General features: G+C 38.4%; 17 protein-coding genes. 8 read left to right on the forward strand and 9 right to left on the reverse strand.

The window, feature by feature from the left end; all coding sequences use genetic code 11:
• Position 1: 1 nt before the first annotated feature.
• The 5 genes from QLG01_RS17115 to QLG01_RS17135 all read right to left on the reverse strand — a co-directional run bounded on the left by QLG01_RS17115 (position 2) and on the right by QLG01_RS17135 (position 3,497).
• Complete coding sequence (locus QLG01_RS17115; protein ID WP_005307298.1) at positions 2 to 490, reverse strand: NUDIX hydrolase; 489 nt, start codon at positions 488 to 490, stop codon at positions 2 to 4.
• A 144-nt stretch (positions 491 to 634) separates the two neighbouring features.
• Entirely contained in the window at positions 635 to 1,186 is a 552-nt protein-coding gene (locus QLG01_RS17120; RefSeq protein ID WP_282496995.1) for a gamma carbonic anhydrase family protein, read from the reverse strand.
• An 89-nt stretch (positions 1,187 to 1,275) separates the two neighbouring features.
• Positions 1,276 to 2,424, reverse strand: coding sequence for a D-alanyl-D-alanine carboxypeptidase PBP5/6 (dacC, locus tag QLG01_RS17125; RefSeq protein ID WP_005307294.1), 1,149 nt, complete (start codon positions 2,422 to 2,424; stop codon positions 1,276 to 1,278).
• A gap of 126 nt (positions 2,425 to 2,550) precedes the next feature.
• Positions 2,551 to 2,973 (reverse strand): hypothetical protein, encoded by a 423-nt coding sequence (locus tag QLG01_RS17130; protein ID WP_004790891.1) that lies wholly within the window; start codon positions 2,971 to 2,973, stop codon positions 2,551 to 2,553.
• Positions 2,974 to 3,125: 152 nt separating this feature from the next.
• Positions 3,126 to 3,497: a hypothetical protein gene (locus tag QLG01_RS17135; RefSeq protein WP_005307290.1), complete on the reverse strand. Its 372-nt coding sequence runs from the start codon at positions 3,495 to 3,497 to the stop codon at positions 3,126 to 3,128.
• Between the two features lie 101 nt (positions 3,498 to 3,598).
• On the opposite strand from QLG01_RS17135, the gene surE reads away from it, so the two are divergent.
• From surE to QLG01_RS17150, 3 genes are all read left to right on the forward strand, one after another.
• On the forward strand, positions 3,599 to 4,369 hold the full coding sequence (gene surE, locus QLG01_RS17140; protein ID WP_005307288.1) for a 5'/3'-nucleotidase SurE: 771 nt from the start codon (positions 3,599 to 3,601) through the stop codon (positions 4,367 to 4,369).
• A gap of 111 nt (positions 4,370 to 4,480) precedes the next feature.
• The gene (locus tag QLG01_RS17145) at positions 4,481 to 5,305 is read left to right on the forward strand and encodes a peptidoglycan DD-metalloendopeptidase family protein (protein WP_282496996.1); all 825 of its coding nucleotides are present in this window, start codon (positions 4,481 to 4,483) and stop codon (positions 5,303 to 5,305) included.
• A gap of 101 nt (positions 5,306 to 5,406) precedes the next feature.
• Entirely contained in the window at positions 5,407 to 6,336 is a 930-nt protein-coding gene (locus QLG01_RS17150) for a LysR family transcriptional regulator (protein WP_005307284.1), read from the forward strand.
• A 51-nt stretch (positions 6,337 to 6,387) separates the two neighbouring features.
• On the opposite strand, the gene QLG01_RS17155 is transcribed toward QLG01_RS17150, so the two are convergent.
• The gene (locus tag QLG01_RS17155) at positions 6,388 to 9,006 is read right to left on the reverse strand and encodes an ATP-binding protein (RefSeq protein ID WP_282496997.1); all 2,619 of its coding nucleotides are present in this window, start codon (positions 9,004 to 9,006) and stop codon (positions 6,388 to 6,390) included.
• A 165-nt stretch (positions 9,007 to 9,171) separates the two neighbouring features.
• Between QLG01_RS17155 and QLG01_RS17160 the strand changes: the two genes are divergently transcribed.
• From QLG01_RS17160 to rpmE, 4 genes are all read left to right on the forward strand, one after another.
• Positions 9,172 to 11,358 (forward strand): MFS transporter, encoded by a 2,187-nt coding sequence (locus tag QLG01_RS17160; protein WP_267530844.1) that lies wholly within the window; start codon positions 9,172 to 9,174, stop codon positions 11,356 to 11,358.
• A 2-nt stretch (positions 11,359 to 11,360) separates the two neighbouring features.
• Positions 11,361 to 11,762 carry a lactoylglutathione lyase gene (gloA, locus tag QLG01_RS17165; protein WP_005307276.1) on the forward strand — a complete coding sequence of 134 codons (402 nt, stop codon included), beginning with the start codon at positions 11,361 to 11,363 and terminating at the stop codon, positions 11,760 to 11,762.
• A gap of 132 nt (positions 11,763 to 11,894) precedes the next feature.
• A complete protein-coding gene (locus tag QLG01_RS17170) occupies positions 11,895 to 12,866 on the forward strand; it encodes a bile acid:sodium symporter family protein (RefSeq protein ID WP_171056844.1) in 972 nt (323 codons plus the stop codon).
• Between the two features lie 195 nt (positions 12,867 to 13,061).
• Positions 13,062 to 13,286: a 50S ribosomal protein L31 gene (gene rpmE, locus QLG01_RS17175; protein WP_004652835.1), complete on the forward strand. Its 225-nt coding sequence runs from the start codon at positions 13,062 to 13,064 to the stop codon at positions 13,284 to 13,286.
• A 63-nt stretch (positions 13,287 to 13,349) separates the two neighbouring features.
• On the opposite strand, the gene QLG01_RS17180 is transcribed toward rpmE, so the two are convergent.
• The 3 genes from QLG01_RS17180 to epmB are packed head-to-tail and all read right to left on the reverse strand — an operon-like array spanning position 13,350 to position 18,235.
• Positions 13,350 to 15,461: an EAL domain-containing protein gene (locus tag QLG01_RS17180; protein ID WP_282496998.1), complete on the reverse strand. Its 2,112-nt coding sequence runs from the start codon at positions 15,459 to 15,461 to the stop codon at positions 13,350 to 13,352.
• Positions 15,458 to 17,203: a GTPase gene (locus tag QLG01_RS17185; RefSeq protein ID WP_199986668.1), complete on the reverse strand. Its 1,746-nt coding sequence runs from the start codon at positions 17,201 to 17,203 to the stop codon at positions 15,458 to 15,460. Before QLG01_RS17185 ends, QLG01_RS17180 begins: the two co-directional genes overlap by 4 nt.
• Before the next feature lie 15 nt (positions 17,204 to 17,218).
• Complete coding sequence (epmB, locus tag QLG01_RS17190; protein ID WP_049837195.1) at positions 17,219 to 18,235, reverse strand: EF-P beta-lysylation protein EpmB; 1,017 nt, start codon at positions 18,233 to 18,235, stop codon at positions 17,219 to 17,221.
• Positions 18,236 to 18,308: 73 nt separating this feature from the next.
• On the opposite strand from epmB, the gene efp reads away from it, so the two are divergent.
• Positions 18,309 to 18,878 carry an elongation factor P gene (efp, locus tag QLG01_RS17195; RefSeq protein WP_004790907.1) on the forward strand — a complete coding sequence of 190 codons (570 nt, stop codon included), beginning with the start codon at positions 18,309 to 18,311 and terminating at the stop codon, positions 18,876 to 18,878.
• Positions 18,879 to 18,893 lie beyond the last annotated feature (15 nt).

Consider the following 18,893-nt stretch of genomic DNA (forward strand, 5'->3'; position numbering starts at 1 on the left):
ACTAGGCATCCAAATGAGAAGTTAATGAGGGAGAGAAAGGGTGCTCATAAATAAGCGATAAAGGATAATGGTGACCTTTCATGGCATCTTCAACTGCTTTGAGTACGAGTGGACTACGGGCACGAGCAGATTCTTTGAGCTCATCTGGTGTCATCCACACAGCAGCTACAATACCAGTATCGAGTTGAGGATTATTTTCAACTTGAGTCACATGTGCTAGAAAACAGAAGCGGTAATAGGTACGGTCCGGAAACATGGGCGGGGTATACGTATAAATACCAAGCAAGGCATCAATTTCAACATGATGACCTGTTTCTTCAAGTGTTTCTCGAATGGCTGCTTGAGTTAATGACTCACCGCATTCCACATGACCAGCAGGTTGGTTAAATACTGTGTGTACAAAACCTTCGCTATGTTCTTCTACAAAAAGATAGCGTCCGTCTTTTTCTACGACTGTAGCAACAGTGACATGAGGAGTCCATGCGGCCATAAAAAAGCACCATGATTTAAAAGACGTATGATACGAAATTTAGGGGTTTTTGGCTATGGTGATCTGCTAAACGATATGAGCAATACTACAAAACCATATCGTTTAAAAAATCAGAATTTTATTGCTGATATTTCATAGAGCTAATTAATCTTGCTCTGCTTGAGCCGCTTTATGATTATTTTGTACTTTTACATAATGCCTTGCCGAATAAGGAAGAAACGCTAATTCTTTTTCAGTCAGTGGTCGCACTTGTTGTACAGGGCTTCCTACATATAGATAACCACTTTTTAAGACTTTACGCGGTGGAACCAAACTTCCAGCACCAATCATTACATCATCTTCAATAATCACATCATCTAAAATAACAGTATTGATTCCGATTAAAACTCGGTTGCCGATGGTGCAGCCATGCAAAGTCACATGATGTCCAACCGTCACATCTTCACCAATAATAAGAGGTGAGCCATTAGGTTTTGCATCATTTTTATGGCTAACGTGCAACATACAATGGTCTTGTACATTACTGTTTTTACCAATTTGAATACTATTTACGTCACCACGAATGACGGCAAAAGGCCAGACAGAAACATTTTCGGCTAAGCTGACTTCACCGACTACAACGGCCATTTCATCGACATAACATGTTGTATCAACTTGAGGACGGTGTTCAAGATAAGGACGGATGTTCTTTGCCATGAGTAGTATCAAAATAAAATTTGTAGGATTATAAAATAAAAAAGCACTCAGGCTAAATAGCATGAGTGCTTAATTCAACTATTCAAAAATTAGAATAAGTTGCTGAAGAATTGTTTAACATGGTCGATTAAGCGTGCAAAGAATCCTGCTTCTTCAACTGGTTTTAATGCTACTAATGGTTTTTCAGCAATTACTTTTCCGTCAAGGCTAGCAACAAGTTTGCCCACAACTTGGCCTTTTTGAAGCGGTGCATTTAAGTTAGGTTGAACAACTAACTGTGTTTTAATACCGTTAGCTTTGCCTTTAGGCATAGTCACACTAAAGTTTTCAGCTAGACCAATTTGAACTTCATCTTCTTTACCAAACCACACTTTTGCTTTTGCAAGAACTTGATTGGCTGGTTGAATATTTGCAGTTTCAAAGTTTGCAAAGCCCCAAGACAATAATGTACGTGTTTGGTTAGCACGTTCATTAACGCTATCCGTTCCGAAAATAACGGAAATGAGACGCATCGGACCACGTTTGCTTGAAGTTGTTAAGCAGTAACCCGCTTCATCTGTATGACCTGTTTTTAAACCATCTACGCTTGGGTCTGTGTAAAGCAAGGCATTACGGTTACCTTGTTTAATACCGTTAAACGTAAATTCTTTTTCAGAGTAGATTGGGTAATATCTTGAGCTGTCTTTAATAATATGTTGCGCTAAAACAGCCATATCTTTAGCTGTTGAATAATGACCTTCTGCCGGTAAACCGGTTGAGTTAATGAACTGGGTATTTGTCATACCGATACGTTTTGCTTCCTGATTCATCATGTGAGCAAACGTGCCTTCATTTCCGGCAATATGTTCAGCCATTGCTTTTGATGCATCATTACCTGACTGGATAATGATACCGCGAAGCATTTCTAGAACAGTCGCTGTACCATTTAAAGGAACATACATACATGATTCAGAGCTGCTTCCTTTACACCATGCAGACTCGTTCATACGAACCTGCTCATTTTCAGTCAGTTCACCTTTTAATAATTTTTGTTCAATGATGTAGCTTGTCATCATTTTTGTCATTGAAGCAGGTGCAAGCTTTTCGTTTTCATTTTTAGAAGCGAGAATTTGTCCTGTCTCATAATCCATTAATACATAAGACTTATTATTTAATTCTGGCGGAGCTGATAAGACAGTTGCTGCATAAGAAAAACTTGGTAAGAGGAGGAGTGCAGCAATAGCGCTTTTTCGAGTCATTCTAGGTAATTCCAATATCTTGTATGAAGCAGAAGAACCTAGCATTTTAGGATAAAGCAAAGCCGACTTCTATGGGGGAAGTCGGCTTTTTCAAACAGTATTGTAACTCAAGAGTTTTTTACTAATTTAGTTTTGCGATTGATAAGCTTTCACGTCTTGACAAACTAATGTGTTTTGCTCGTTACCAGCAGCTTTTGCATCATTACGCGCTTCTTTTAAGACTTTCTTGAAACTTTTATCTTTAGCACGTTTCTCTAAAGCTGCAACTGGGTCGGCTTCATTTGGTAAATAGTCTTTTACTAAACGTTCATAACCTTGAGCAAAATCAGCATCTTTTTTGCCAATAAGGCTTGGGCAAATTTCAGAAAGTACTTGAATTGCAGCTAATTCTTCAGGAGTAATAGTTTGCTGTGGTGTTACTTCAACAACATTTTCATTTTCGGTTTTCTTTTCAGCTGTTTTCTTCTTATCAGCAGCAAAACCAACTGTTGCCATGCTCATAAGTAAAACCAAAGAGAGCGATTGAACTAAGCTTTTCTTCATAAACATCGATAACCCAAAATAAAATTTTTAAATATGTCGATAGCTTAACCAATTTACAGGTTAAAAAAATGGAAAAAATGTATTGTTATGTTGGTTTTCTGCTTAATACCAAACAGAAAACCTCAGTAAATAAACTTCTACCCTAAACGAGCAAAAACCTATTCTTTATAGTTGACGATCTCTTCACAGAGTTCGTGTTGCTCATGATGGTCCATTTGTTTTGAAGCTTGACGTGCTTCATTTAACAGGGTTTTAAACTCTGCATCATTTTGTAGAGCAGAGAGGGTAATTGATTTATTCGAATACCCTTGAAGATACGTTGTGATAATTTTTTGAGTATTTGACTCAAGTTTTTTATTTGTCCCTACGAATGCTGGACAAATTTCCTGTAAGACTTGCGTTGCCGCAATGTCATCTTTAATTAAGCTATCAGCTTCTTGTGTTGAGATATCCTCATCTGCAAAAACCGCTTGCGTACACAATGTGATACTGATCCCCAATACCTGAAAAAAAGGAGCAAAAGTTTTCATTTTTTCACAATTTTATAATGCTATGGAGGCATAAATATATATAATTCAACAAATAATTCAATTGTGAAAACCTTTAGGTTTATTTGTAGAGAAAGATTTTAGTGAATATTTTAATAGCGAATGATGACGGTGTTTTTGCGCCAGGTATACAGGCTTTAGCTGAAGCATTAAAACCGCTTGGACGTGTGGTTGTGGTTGCACCAGAAAGTGAAAGAAGTGGTTTTTCAAGTGCATTAACATTGGATAGACCATTGCGCCCAATTCAAATTGCCGAAGATGTATGGGCTGTGAATGGTACGCCAGCAGATTGCGTTTATTTGTCTATGAATGGTTTGTTTGATTTCGAATTTGACTTGGTCGTAAGTGGAATCAATAGTGGCGCGAACTTAGGTGATGATGTTTTATATTCTGGAACAGTCGGTGCTGCATTTGAAGGGCGTTTAATGAAGCAACCTGCAATTGCCGTTTCTTTAGCTGGTCCTGATGTACGCGCTTATAATGTTAAAGAAGATTATGCTCAGGCTGCTCAATGGGTTCATGATTTTATTGCAAGCGGATTGCCAGCTTTGCCTCCGCGACACATCTTTAATATCAATATTCCTGATGTACCGAAGTTAAAAGGAGCACAAATTACGTATCAGGGACGTCGTGCTCAATCTAAACCTATTACCAGCCATGTCGACCCAAGAGGACGCCAAGTTTACTGGATTGGATTAGCAGGCGAGGCGGTTACAGATCCGGAGCGTGTTTCAAGCCAGATTCAATCGGATTTCTTTGCGGTAGCAAACGGTTATGTCAGTGTTACACCTATTCAAATGGATGCTACAAATTACGCCGTTTTAGAAGACCTTCAGGTCAGTTTGAGTCAATAATTGAGCTCGAATGTTATAACTTTGTGAATAAAGAAAAAGAGGAACGTGTTTCCTCTTACTTTTTTGGTACTCTTAGCCGAAATGATTTGTAGCATTTAGTGAGGGAGATCAATGCATTTAATTGGGCAACAAAACAGAGTGCATATCCAAAAAGACAAAATAATGAAAATTATGTTGTTGTCTGCGGTTGTAGGTTTTACCGTAGCTATGGCAGGTTGTGCTTCTAAACCACAAATTAATAATAGTTCTCGCTATGCAATGGCTCCTAACTATTACACAGTTCGTTCAGGTGATACTTTAAGTGGTATCGCAATGCGTTATGGTCTGGACTACATCAGTATTGCCGAAATGAATGATATTCCTGCGCCATATCGTATTTATGTCAATCAATCATTACGTTTGAAGAAAGGTTCTTCACCAAGAACGGTATCTACACAAGTCATGGCACAGCCTGAGCAAATCAAGCGTCAAACCATTGCTTTGCCAACTACACAGCCTGTTGCTCCAGCAACACAGCCGTCTACTGTACCGTCAACGAATACGACAGTGGCATCAGTTGCACCAAATTCGAGCTTACGTTGGATAAAACCGACCAATGGACCAGTGATTCAAGGGTTTAATTTGGCAAATAATGTCAAGGGAATCCGTTATGGTGGAAATCAGGGTGACCCTATTTATGCCGCAGCTGATGGTCAAGTTGTCTATGCAGCTGATGGCTTAAAAGAATACGGAAATCTGGTTTTAATTAAGCATATTGACGGATATATCAGTGCGTATGCCCACAATAGCAAGATGTTTGTGAAAAGCGGTGATAATATAACTGCTGGACAAAAAATTGCCGAAATGGGATCTACTGGTGCATCTCAAGTCATGCTCGAGTTCCAGATTCGTTTGGATGGAAAACCGATTAATCCTATAAATCTTTTACCAAAATAGCTAATGCAAAAAACTTAGGTTTCCTCGTATAATGTAATTGGTTGCTTTCATTACAACAATAAGCATTTTTTATAAATTTAAAATTAGATTCGAGGAAACCTATGTTAGATCAGCTTCGTGCGATGGGTGTTTTCGCTTGTGTGGTTGAAAAAAGTTCATTTAGTGGTGCGGCACGTGAATTAGGAATTACAACAAGTGCGGTGAGTCAGCAGATACGCTCGCTTGAGCATGAAATGGATGTAACTCTATTACATCGCTCCACTCGTAAACTTAGTTTGACAGAAGCCGGACAGGCTTTTTTTTCAAGCTGTCAAGAGATGTTGGCGGCGGCTGAAAGGGGAAAAATCAGAATTAATGAATTGAGAGATGACTTAATCGGGGATTTGCGTATTGCGACAACTCCTGATTTGGCAGTTCAACACCTCATTCCTGCATTATCTCACTGGATGTCGGCTCATCGCGGTTTATCTGTGCATTTCGAAGTTGGGCATCGTTATATCGATTTAATTGAAGAGCGAATTGATATTGCAGTTCGCATGAGCTCTACTCCTGTAGAAGAGAGCAGCTCGATCATTCCGATGGCTTTTGTAGATCAAATTTTGATTGCTTCTCCTAGTTATCTCAATCAATCTAGTCCAATTGTGCATCCTAATGATTTAAGAGATCATGAATTGTTGTCGATTAATGTCATGAATGACTCACGCCATTTCAATTTTCAACATGTAAAAACAGGTGAAACGCTCAATATTGAAATGCAAAGCCGTTTGCAGAGCAATAATTTACAAGTTGCAAAAGCGTTATGTCAGCAAGGGCATGGTATTGCACGAATTTTATATTTGGATGCTCAGAAAGAACTAAAAAATGGTTCTTTGATTGAACTCATGCCAGATTGGAAATTACCAACGTTTACATTGTATGCAGAGGTTGCCAAGCATGATCAACAACCAATGAAAATTCAACGTTGTGTTGAAGCACTTAAACAATATTTTAGCCAGTTAGCAGGAGGGCGAGCGATTCAAATCGTTCGTTAATTTTGCAAGTCTAAAATAAAAAAGGGCCTGTATTTTACAGGCCCTTTTTTATTACTTCTGTTTTAAGGTAGCAATCTCTTCTGCATTTTCTTGTGGCAGATCGTCAGCTGTAAGTTCTTCATGCTTCTTAATTTTTTTCTTATTTTTCTTTTTCTTTTTTGGCTCTTCTTCAATTTCAGCACCATCTTCAATGGCTTGCCAATATTCAAGTTGTTCCATTACTGCTGCATAAATTGAATTTTTGCTGTATTTACCCTTCTTATCGAGCGTACCGACCGGACGAGCCATCAAAATTTCAAGTGCCTGATCAATCGTATCAATTGCATGGATATGGAATTGACCACTGCGAACAGCATCAATAACATCTTGACGTAACATCAAATGCTGCATGTTTTGACGAGGAATAATGACACCTTGCTTACCTGTCAGACCTTGTAGTTTACATGCATCATAAAATCCTTCAATTTTTGCATTTACGCCGCCAATAGGTTGAACTTGTCCTAATTGGTTCATAGAGCCGGTAATTGCCCATGATTGATCAATTGGTATTTGGCTAATCGCAGAAATCAACGCTGAAAGCTCAGCAACAGTTGCACTATCGCCATCAACTTGACCATAGCTCTGTTCGAATGCAAGCGCAGCGGAGAAGTGTAAAATCTGTTCACGGCCAAAGTGAGCTTTTAAGAAGCTAGACATCAGCAGCACGCCTTTCGCATGAAGTGAGCCACCAAGTTCTACACTACGTTCAATATCAAGAATATCACCGCCACCTTGATAAACAGATGCCGTTAAACGTGAAGGTAAACCAAACTCAACATCTGCATAATGAATGACGGAGAGGGCATTGATCTGCCCTAAACGGTATCCCGACGTTTCGATTAATTGTGTACCACGTGAAAGATCTTGCCAGTAAAGCTCTCTTAAATAGCCTAAGCGATATTGGCGATGTTGTAGAGCGAGGTTAATGTGCTGGTCGGTTACCAGCTTCTCATTCGCTTTAAATGCATGATGATGTGCTTCGCGAATTAGGTCACCTAGGGTTGAAGCATGTAACGACAGTGAACTTTGGTCTTCAGCCTGGCGACTTGAGTCAGTAAGTAACGCTGCTAAAGCACTACGATCAAACGGAAGCAATTTATCCGCTTGTACATAGTCAGCAATAAGCTGCATGTAGGCTTGTTCATTTTCGTCATTACGTTGTAATGTATCAGTAAAATCTGCACGAATTTTAAATACACTACCAAGCTCTGGTTCTACTTCTAAAATTTCATAATAAATTTCAGGTTCTGCCATAAGAACCACTTTAATATCAAGCGGAACCGCGGCAGGTTCTATCGAGATAGAGCCTGTTAACGTCAGCATATGTTCAAGAGAAGATAACTTGAGTTGGCCTGATTTTAAGGCACGCTTTAAACCTTGCCATGCATAAGGCTGTTCAAGTAGTTGCTCGGCCTCAAGCATTAAAAAACCACCATTCGCTTGATGTAGAGCACCTGGACGAATGAGCGTGAAATCTGTAGTAATTGTGCCGTTATGGGTGAGCTGTTCAACATGGCCGAGTAAATTATAGTGCGTTGGGAAGTCTTCAAAAATAACAGGAGCGCCACTATTTGGTTTATTTGAAACAATCACATTGGCTTGATAACGTGCTGGAACACGATTGAACATTGATGGAGTAAAATCATCTTCATCTTGTTCTAAGATCAGTTCAACATTATCAATAATATCTTGGGCATATTGTTTTAAGTAATCTTCGAGTCCTTTCACTTGGCCATATTTATTTAAAATAAGCTCCATTCTTGGCATAACAACTTGCGTTGCAATATCCCGATTTAACACAGACACTTTGTCGCGTGCATCATCTTCTAAATCACCTAAATGTAGACCAAGGCGATCCAGTTTTTTATCCATATAGCGAATATTGGCAGCAATTTCAGCGCGTTGCTTACTATTTAATGCATCAATATCTGTTTGGGTAAGTTCTTGAACCTGATCATCTTTGACTTGTACAGGAACAAAACCGTGTTTCTCATTACGAGAAATGAGTTTTAAATCGAGTTCTTCACCTTCTTTGGTTAGTTCAACAAGCGCTTGTTGTTGTACATCACCTGTTTCCTGACGAATACGTTCAATACGATTGTGATAAGTCTCTGCACTAAAACGGCGTTCAAGTTGCTTTAAAATAATTTGCCAAGTTTGATCATGTGCCTGTTGAAACTTAGTTCCTTGACCTGCTGGAAAGCGTAGGGCAATAGGTTGACGTGCTTGCTTGAAATTATAGACATACACCCAGTCATCAGGTGTTGGCATTGTTTTGGCGTGCTGCTGTAACAAACGTTTAATCATAGTACGTTTGCCTAAACCAGCAGTTCCTACTGCAAAAATGTTATAGCCTGAGTAGGGTAAAGAAATTCCCGCCTCTACAGATGCTTTGGCACGATCTTGACCTAAAAAATTATTAAGAGGTTTGATGCGTTTAGTTGAAGCTGGAATTTTTTCAAAATCGGGGATATGCGTAAGTTGTTCAGGTTTTAAAACGGTCTTATCTAAGGTCATTTTTATATCAGGTTGCTCAAAAGCTGAAGGAAATGCATTTACTGTGACGTTTGTGGTGGTTGTTTTAGCGAGTGATAAAGTTGAAATAGTCACTTGATCAAGTTTTTGTGTCACTGTTGATATCCAGCAAAAGAAAACGAAGGTTGAAGCCTTAAGGTATACAGGTTTAGCATAAAATATCAAGCAAACTTGCGGTTTTTATCGCCAAAACAAAAATGTTTGCATAAAGAATCTTGAAAGCAATTGTAAGAAGGGTTTGAATAGGCACATTTATAATTTATGGAAAATAAAAAACGAATGACCACACAAGCTTCGGGTTGGGTCTCGGCTTTTAAAGCGTTTTTAGATCGCCGTGCATTAATTATGCTGTTTCTGGGTTTTTCTGCCGGAATTCCAATTTTATTAATTTTCTCTAGTCTCTCTTTATGGCTTGGAGAGGCGGGCATTGATAAAAGTGCAGTCACTTTTTTTAGTTGGGCGGCTCTAGGTTACTCTTTTAAGTTCGTTTGGGCTCCTCTTATTGATGAATTACCTGTACCGATCTTAACTAAAATGTTAGGACGAAGACGAGCTTGGTTGTTAATTGCACAGTGTTTGATCGTTCTTGCTATTTGTATTATGGCTTTCTCTGACCCGGCTTTAGGTCAGAGTTATCTGGTTCAAATGGCAGTGGGTGCAGTATTGCTTGGTTTTTCAGCAGCAACACAAGATATCGTAATTGATGCCTATCGTATTGAACTAGCAGAAACAGAAATGCAAACCGTGTTGGCATCTACCTACAATGCTGGTTATCGAATCGGAATGATTGTGGCTGGAGCGGGGGCATTATTTTTAGCTGCACACTTAGGGACTGCTAAAGGTAATTACATTTACGAAGCTTGGAAAATGACTTACTTAACCATGGCAGCGGTTATGCTAGTTGGTATTGTAACGACATTACTCGTTCGTGAACCTCAGGTAAATCGTGTCTATAAAAACTATAAGACTAGTGATTATTACCGCTTAGTTTTTGTATTTTTTATTGCTGTTATTTCATTTGTAGTCACCTATATTTATTCTGGGCAGATTACAGATGCAATTTCACAAGCTGGAAATATAAAAGACAACGCAGCATTATTTGGTTTAGAAGCTTTAAGATTTTTAACGGCTACAGCTTGCGCCATTTTTGTGGGTTATTTACTGGTTAAATTTGGTGTAGTTAATCAGCAAATGGCGAAAGAAACGTGGATTGCTCCCATTTTAGATTTCTTTAAACGTTATGGTGTCAAACTTGCATTAGTCTTATTACTTCTCATTGGTTTTTTCCGTATTTCAGACATTATTGCTGGTGTCATTTCCAATGTGTTTTATCAGGATCTGAACTTTAGCAAAGAAGAAATTGCCGAAGCAGTCAAAATCTATGGTGTGTTATTCAGTTTAGTCGGTGGATTCTTAGGGGGACTTTTAGCACAGCGCATAAACATTATGAAGCTGATGTTTGTGGGTGCAGTTTTAGCAAGTTCTACAAATTTAATTTTTATTGGGCTCGTAAAATCTGGTCAGCCATTAGATATGGTTGATGTAAAAGTTGGTGGTCAAAGCTATCAAGTTAAACCAGATGAAGTAGGCTTATGGAAATTAGAAGTTCCAAGTTCTGCTTTTAGCGGAACAAAACAAATTGAAGTGAAAGCTGCTTATGCTGCACAAAATACTGTGCCGCCTGTAGTACGTACTCAGCCGTTACTGACCACTGAATTGGCAAAATCACCTCTACAAATTTTACCTGTTATGGGAAATGATCAGGTTTCATTAAAAGATGGAGAGGGAAGTGTTGTTGTTCGAGGCCAATACTTTGGGCAAGCTTTAACTCCTGCACAAAAAATCATAATTAGTCTTGATGGGCAAAATTTTGATGCAAAAATGACTGATCAAAAAGGTGTTTTTAGTACGACCATCGATGCGAAAAAATTAGTAGCATCAACGAGTAAAGAGCTTAAGGTCGCTGTAGTAGAGGGCGAACAGAAAATACTTTCTGCATCTCATCCATATGCAGTGAGTGCGAATCTAAAAGCGACAAGTGAATTAGATGTGAATATTGAGCCGCTCCCATACATTGATCCTCTTTCTGGCCAAACAGTTGAAGTCAGCGGTAAGGTAATTAAACCATATAGTTCTTTATGGCTCTATTTTGCCATTATTGTCGACAACTTGGCTTCTGGCTTGGCTGGTGCAGCATTTATTGCATTCCTTTCAAGTTTAACGAGTGTGTCATTTACAGCTGTTCAATATGCGATCTTTAGTTCACTCATGACGCTCACGCCAAAACTTTTGGGTGGATATTCAGGTACCATAGTGAGTAATATTGGCTATCCAAAGTTCTTTTTGATGACCACTCTTATTGGTATTCCAATCTTGATTTTAGTGGTTTGGGTTGGAAAGCTTTTAAAAGATCATCAAACTCATGAATCAGAAAAGGCAGGTGAATAAACATGCGAATGCTTCATACAATGTTGCGAGTAGGCAATTTAGAACAATCTTTAAAGTTCTATACCGAAGTATTAGGAATGAAGTTACTTCGTAAGCGTGATTATGAAGAAGGGCGCTTTACACTGGCATTTGTTGGTTACGGTGATGAAGAAACCAATACTGTGCTTGAGCTTACCCATAACTGGGATACGTCAAGTTATGAGTTAGGCAATGCCTATGGTCATATTGCGATTGGTGTTGACGATGCCTATAAAGCGTGTGAAGAAATTAAAGCACGTGGTGGCAAAGTTGTGCGTGAAGCGGGCCCAATGAAAGGCGGTGTTACCGTTATCGCATTTGTTGAAGATCCAGATGGTTATAAAATCGAGTTGATTCAACAAGATGCTAATGCGACAAATAACTAAAAATTGACTATGACACTTTAAGATTTAGGTCTTAAAAGTCTAGCTTTATTTTTTTAGCCCAGTATGATGAACGCTTGACCAGATGGTCAATTTATCAACTGGGTTTTTTATTATCTAAAATAATCATAGGATGTGGCTATGTTGAAGTTATTGGCACTTGATCGATTTACAATTTTGTTAGTTGGAATGGTACTGCTAGCAACATTTTTTCCAGTCAGTGGTCAAGCAGCACAATATTTCAATACACTGACTACTGTCGCGATTGCAATTTTATTCTTTTTGCATGGTGCGAAGCTGTCTCGCGAGGCTGTAATTGAAGGCGTTTTGCATTGGAAAATGCATTTACTTGTCTTCGCATTTACTTTTTTTATTTTCCCCGTGCTTGGTTTGTTAGCTAAACCGATTCTGTTACCTCTACTCGGCCAGCAGCTGTACTGGGGTTTTCTGTTTATGTGCTTTTTACCCTCTACAGTTCAATCTTCTATTGCATTTACATCAGTTGCAAAAGGGAATGTGGCTGGAGCGGTCTGTAGCGCATCTTTTTCCAATTTGATTGGTATGTTTATTACACCCGTGTTGGTGAGCTTTTTTATTTTAGGCCAAAGCCAACATGGGTTCGACCCGACTGCTTCAATTATACAAATTACATTGTTGCTATTAGTGCCGTTTATTTTAGGGCAAATATTACGTCCTTATATTTTCCCGTATATGGCAAAAGTCCCAAGTATCGTTAAAGCATTCGATCAAGGCTCGATTTTGATGGTAGTGTATGGCGCGTTCAGTGGGGCAGTGGTTGCAGGTCTTTGGCATCAGGTAAATTGGAAAACCTTGCTTATTTTAGTGGTTGCTTGTTCAGTTCTTTTAACGGTCATTATGTTATTAGCACTGTATCTACCTCGTGCTTTTGGATTTAACCGAGCAGATCAAGTCACGGTTTTCTTTTGTAGTTCAAAAAAGACGTTGGCAAGTGGTGTGCCGATGGCGCAAATCTTATTTATTGGTCAGCCTTTAGGCATGATTGTGTTGCCTATTATGATCTTTCACCAAATTCAATTAATGGTTTGCGGGGTCATTGCAAATTACTGGGCTAAATCTAAAGATTAATTCGCAAATAAAAAATATTTGGCGTATAATCTTGTCCACTTGTTGTGCTTAGCTCTAACCCTAGAGGTTTCGGTGGGCCAAAAGAATGGTCTGTTGTGGTGTTGATCTGCTCATTTTGAGCTTTCCTCGATTTATATTGAGAGTGATCAATTGCGATGACAGCTTAAGCCTTTCTACAATTAGGAGTAATCGACGATGCGCGCCGATATTCACCCAAAATATGAAAAATTAGTTGCAACTTGTTCTTGCGGTAACGTAATCGAAACTCGTTCTGCTTTAGGTAAAGAAACTATCTACCTTGACGTATGTTCAGCTTGCCACCCTTTCTACACTGGTAAGCAAAAGAATGTAGACACTGGTGGTCGTATCGACAAATTCAAACAACGTTTCTCTGGTATGTCTCGCTCTATCAAGCGTTAATACTGAAAAACGAAACAAAAAACGGGCTTTATGCCCGTTTTTTGTTTATGAACGACAAGACCATTATTGGTCTTGTACGTCTGTTAATCGATCAAGTCGTTTCTGGAAATAACGACCTTGTAAGAAACGTGCTTCCACATTCCAAGCATTAGCAAATAAGTTCATATCATTAAGATCAGCAAGTAAAATCCCAACAGGTTTTACAGTCAAATAATTTAGAATTTTTTCTTGTAATTGCGCTAAACCAGCATCTGAGTTTAATAGCTCTGTCTTCTTCGATTGCAATTTTAAATATTGAACATCAAGTTGTTGCAATATCGATTCACTATACATAGAAGATGTGAAATCCCGAATTGAAATTTCTGCGCCGTGTTGACGTAGGCGGGCTATAAGTTGCTGTGCAATTGCAAGATGTGGCTGAATCGCTTGCTCTGAAAATTGTAAAATCAACGGGCTTTCTTGCTTACTACCAATAATGGTGAGTAATTTCGAAATGAGTTCAGGGGCTGATTTATCTTTGAGTAAGATATCAATATTTAAGTTAATAATCAGCTTGGCTTTCGGGTACTGCGTGATGAAATTATGTAGCTGCTTGCAAGCCTCGACCAAAATCCAACGGTCTAATTGAATCGAAAGTTCACTATCATCTCGCAAAGCGGCTAAATCATTTAAATCATGCCACTGTTCATCTGCAATAAAACCACTCGTCACTTCGTAGTTATGGGTTTCTTGATCATGCTTATCATAAATCTGCTGATATTTTAAATGAATTTCACCCCGTGCCAGCTGTTGCTTTAACTGCTGCAATAACGGTGAAGGCATTGGAGCATCAACATCTTGAAGGCTTAAATCAAGTGACAAAGACGAGCTGATAGGTTCAGAAGGGATAAGATCGATTGTTGGCGTTAGCTCAATTTCTGGCTTGGCTTTAGGTAACGCTTGCTGATTTGTTTGATCAAGAAGCTTTGCAAGGCTAGCTTCATTTAATGGTTCTGTAATTTGCGCATAACTCAGTTTGAATTGTACTGAGTAATTAAGTTCATTAACCGTTAATAAATGCTCTTTTTGCAAACTTTGCAGACTAGCCAATTGGGAGTTAAGGACTGTACTGTTTTCAGCTTGCAAAACGCCAAGATACGCCCCAAGTTCAAGATTGAAAATCGGCATTTGAGCCTGTTCTTTCAGGAAACTTTGCAGCTGATTAAAATATTGTCCGGGTATTTGCCAGTCTAGTTGAAACACTCGTTCTGGGCACTGATTTAGTCTGAATAAAACCAATGCATTCGCTTGAGCAGGGTGTGTCGATAGTTGTCGATTAATTTGTTGCCAAGGCGCAGTGGATCCGTAACTTTTTTCAGAAAATGCTGTATTGGCAGGTGTTTGTAAATCCAGTTGATAGTCAATGGTTAACTGTACGGCGTCTTCTTCCTGACTCGGAATAAATTCAAGTTTTAAAGCATTATTACCTGAAATTGCTGCATGTTGACTCTGGATTTCAAAACGAGCCTGATCAAATTGACCTAATGAAATCTTCTTAAATCTTTGTTTAAAAATATTTAAATCATTGGGTTGTAAAACATCTAAGATGGGTAGGCCAATAATCTCTTCTTCTTGCTTAAAGCCAAAAAGGTTGAGGTATTCTGTATTTGCCTTAACGTGCATGCCTTCTTGAAAGAGGGCAACTGCTTTATGACTGTTATTAACCAATGTTTGTGTATGAGAATGAATAGTTTCCAATTCATTGGTCAGGCGTTGTTCAGTTTGCAATAAGTGGCTATACGACAAGGTCCGAATAAGCGTGATATAAAAATAATCTAATGGCTCTAATGGAACTACGTCATAAATACCTTTATGAATATAGGCTTGATATTGCTGAGGTTGATAATCTTCAGGTTGCAATAATAAAACAGGTAAATGTGGCTGCTCAGATGCTTGAATAAGGGAGAGTGTTTGTTCAATTTTTAGGTCATAAGCACGACCAAAAATAATAGCATCCCAAGGCGTATTTAACTGTTTTTCGAAACTTTTTAGATCATCAAGTAATAAAGCATGAACTTGATAATTATTCCCCAATAATAAATTTAAAATCTGGTTATAACGTAGCTGGTTGTCATCAATAATGAGTAAACGTGTTTCAGTACGTTTTAACTTTTTAGATAATAAAGAGTTTCTCACTTTAGTGCTTCCCATAAATCTTGACTGCTAGAGTTGCTATTCTTTTTCATCATGAACTGATCAAGCAGATTTTGTTGCTGCTCATTCAGAAGTTCGAAATGAAATTGAATAAAACTTTGAGTAATGAGTTGTGCTTTGAGTAGATACACTTTGATTTCTTCTGTCCCCAATCGTAAATGAATTGTTTGTTGCTCTCTAAAAATTTGTGAGCCCGGTAAAATTAACGTATTTTGTATTTCTTCTAGATTTTGTGTTTGTAGTAATAGTGCAGGATGATAATTGCGTGTATGACGCTCTGCCTGAACATGCACTGCACAAGGGAACATCGCCTGTGACAAAATCTCTAGACCTAACTCTAGAGATTTTTCTGTCGACTGTTTAATCCAGCGGATTACGCCGCCGCGCCATTGTCCATGCAAAGTTTCTTTAACTAAAATATATTCACCGGTTCTTAGATTTTTCGGTGCTTCCCCAGACCATTTAATACGATATCCATTGACACTAATATCGAGAACAGTGGTTTGATAAATGGTTTTGCTTTCACGACTTAAGCGTTGATAAGATGTCGTTTGTTGTTCTTTTTTCTCTAAATTGGATAAAACTTTAGACTCACTTTGTAAGTTGTAATTATTGTTAAGTTGTAGCGTTTCTTCAAAGTTTTTTGCTTTCGCTAGATAGAAATGAGCCGTACTTAAACCGAAACAAATTTGGAGTTCTGCATTATATTCATAACGTTCGTGACGACGTTGAGCCGTTGTACCTAAAATCGTTTGAACATGAAATTTTAAAGCTGGGCTTAAATAAAACTTTTCATTTTTGGAAATATATTGCGCATTTTTATGCATGGTTGCAGTGACATGCTCAAGTAAAGCCTGAGTGCCTATAAAAATGCTTGGGCTAAAGTTAGAGCTGCGTTTGGTGTTATAGACTGGCGGATGGTCTTTACTTGGGTCAACTACATATTTGGTTAATGCTGTATCTTTCGGCAAAATTTGAATCATTCTTGCCCAGTCAAAACTACATTGAAATAAGGCTTGAATTTCTGATTGGCGAATCTGATTCGTATTTAAAATATCGAGCAAAATTAGCTGAGCATAAGCTTGGGTAATATTTGCTAGAGGGTGGTGGATACCCTGAATATGATTAATATTGATGAGATGATATTTGTGTTGAACAGCGGTTTCATAGAGCTGATGTGCAACCAGCCACTGTCCTTTAAGAGGCTCACTATAGAGCATATGCTGCTGATATAAGAGACTCGTTAATTGTTGTAGGGCATGAAATGTCGATAAGGTACGTGCCGTTTGCAAATTCTTTTTTTGCTTATAGGCAAATAGAGAAAACTTTTGATGCTGTAATTGCCCATGGCTATTTTGTGCAATATTTAAATAAATACTGGCGAAATAGCAACGCAGCAACATCGCTAACTCAATAATATGTTCGTTACGGTCTGTACTAATAACACCTTGGTTAAAAAAGTTTTTTTCTAGACTAGCAAGAACGTTATTAATGGTGGGATGAAGCGTTTGTATAAGATCAAAACGTAAGGTTTCACTACATTTTAATTCATTGAGCTCTAAAATGGCGGTGAATAATGCTTTTGACGTATCGCCGAGTTGCATAATAGAAAGGGTAGTGACCCATTCATTAAGATCTTTAATATTGGCTTCACAAAAGCTTAACCGCTCACGAGTGAGTTCGGTTTGATTGTGAAAAATGTCCGATAGTGCATTATTCATCATCACTTATTATATAACTCAAAATGTTGTTGCCCCAAAAAGCGGTGTTTTATTCTTTTCGCCCGCAATTTCCCTGACGAGTTTAGGAACCAAATACCCCGGTAGGTTCGCTAACACATCACGATATATATCATCTATCTCAGATGGTATTAAATCAAAATGTTGTGCACCTTTTACTTTATCTAAAACATGTAAGTAATAAGGCATAACGCGAGCTTCAAATAAACGATAACTTAAATCAATTAATGTCTGTGCAGAATCATTAACGCCTTTAAGCAATACTGCCTGATTAAGTACAGTAATGTGCTCGGCAGATAACTGCAACAATTTTGAACAGGTAAAGTCATCGAGTTCAGAAGCGTGGTTTGAGTGTACCACCAGAATAATACGCAGCCTACTGTTTTTTAATAAAGAAATCAGCTCTTCGTCGATCCGGTTTGGAATCACAATTGGAACTCGTGAATGAATTCTCAGAATCTTAATTTGTTTGAGAGATGATAAACGTTCTAGCCAAAGTGCTAATTTACGGTTAGAAAGCGTAAGGGGATCTCCACCACTTAAAATGATTTCATTAATGTGCGGATTCGCTTCAATGTAATTTTTAATATTTAGCCAATCATCATTTTTCGGTAAATTTTCTTGATAGGGAAAATGACGACGGAAACAATAACGGCAATGTACGGCACAAGCACCCGTCAAAGTCAGTAAAAAACGTGATTTATATTTATGTAATACACCGGGTAGTTGATTTGCTGCTTCTTCACCCAAAGGGTCTGTTACAAATTCAGGATGTTCTTCAAGTTCTAAATGATGAGGTAAAACCTGTAGCAAAAGCGGGTCAAAAGGGTTTTTAGCGTTCATTTTTCCGACGAACGCGCGAGGAACACGCAATTTAAACTGTTCAGAAGCCAGAATCGCACCTGATAATAGCTGATCAGAGGATAACTCGAGTAGGCTTAGCAACTCCGACGGATCAGTAATAAGGTCACTCAGTTGTGATTGCCAGTTTTGCTCTTGGTATAAATAGTTTATCATTTGACACGATTAAGATAATGCAACAACGCATTATATCGCATAGTTGACTTGTTAAGTTTGGAGTGTGCCTTTCATGGCCTATTATTCTACAAATGATTTTAAAGCAGGCCTTAAGGTTATGCTTGATGGTAACCCATGTTCAATCATGGAAAACGAATATGTAAAACCAGGTAAAGGTCAAGCGTTCAACCGTGTAAAATTACGTAACCTTAAAACTGGTAAAGTATTAGAAAAAACTTTCAAATCAGGTGACTCTTTAGAAGCTGCTGATATTGTTGAAGTTGAAATGGAATACCTATACAACGATGGTGAAATGTGGAATTTCATGGATCCTGTATCTTTTGAGCAAATCGCTGCAGACAAAACTGCAATGGGCGATGCTGCAAAATGGTTAAAAGACGATTCAAATGAAAAATGTACGATTATGTTGTTCAACGGCGTACCTTTAACTGTAAACCCACCGAACTTCGTTGTATTAAAAATTGTTGAAACTGATCCAGGCGTACGCGGTGATACATCTGGCGGTGGCGGTAAACCAGCTAAGCTTGAAACAGGTGCGGTTGTTCGTGTTCCGTTATTTGTTCAGCAAGAAGAAAGCGTTCGTGTAGATACTCGTACTGGCGATTATTTAGAGCGTGCATAATAGTTAAAAAATACA

It is taken from the genome of Acinetobacter sp. V89_4, assembly GCF_029967875.1.
Classification (GTDB): domain Bacteria; phylum Pseudomonadota; class Gammaproteobacteria; order Pseudomonadales; family Moraxellaceae; genus Acinetobacter; species Acinetobacter oleivorans.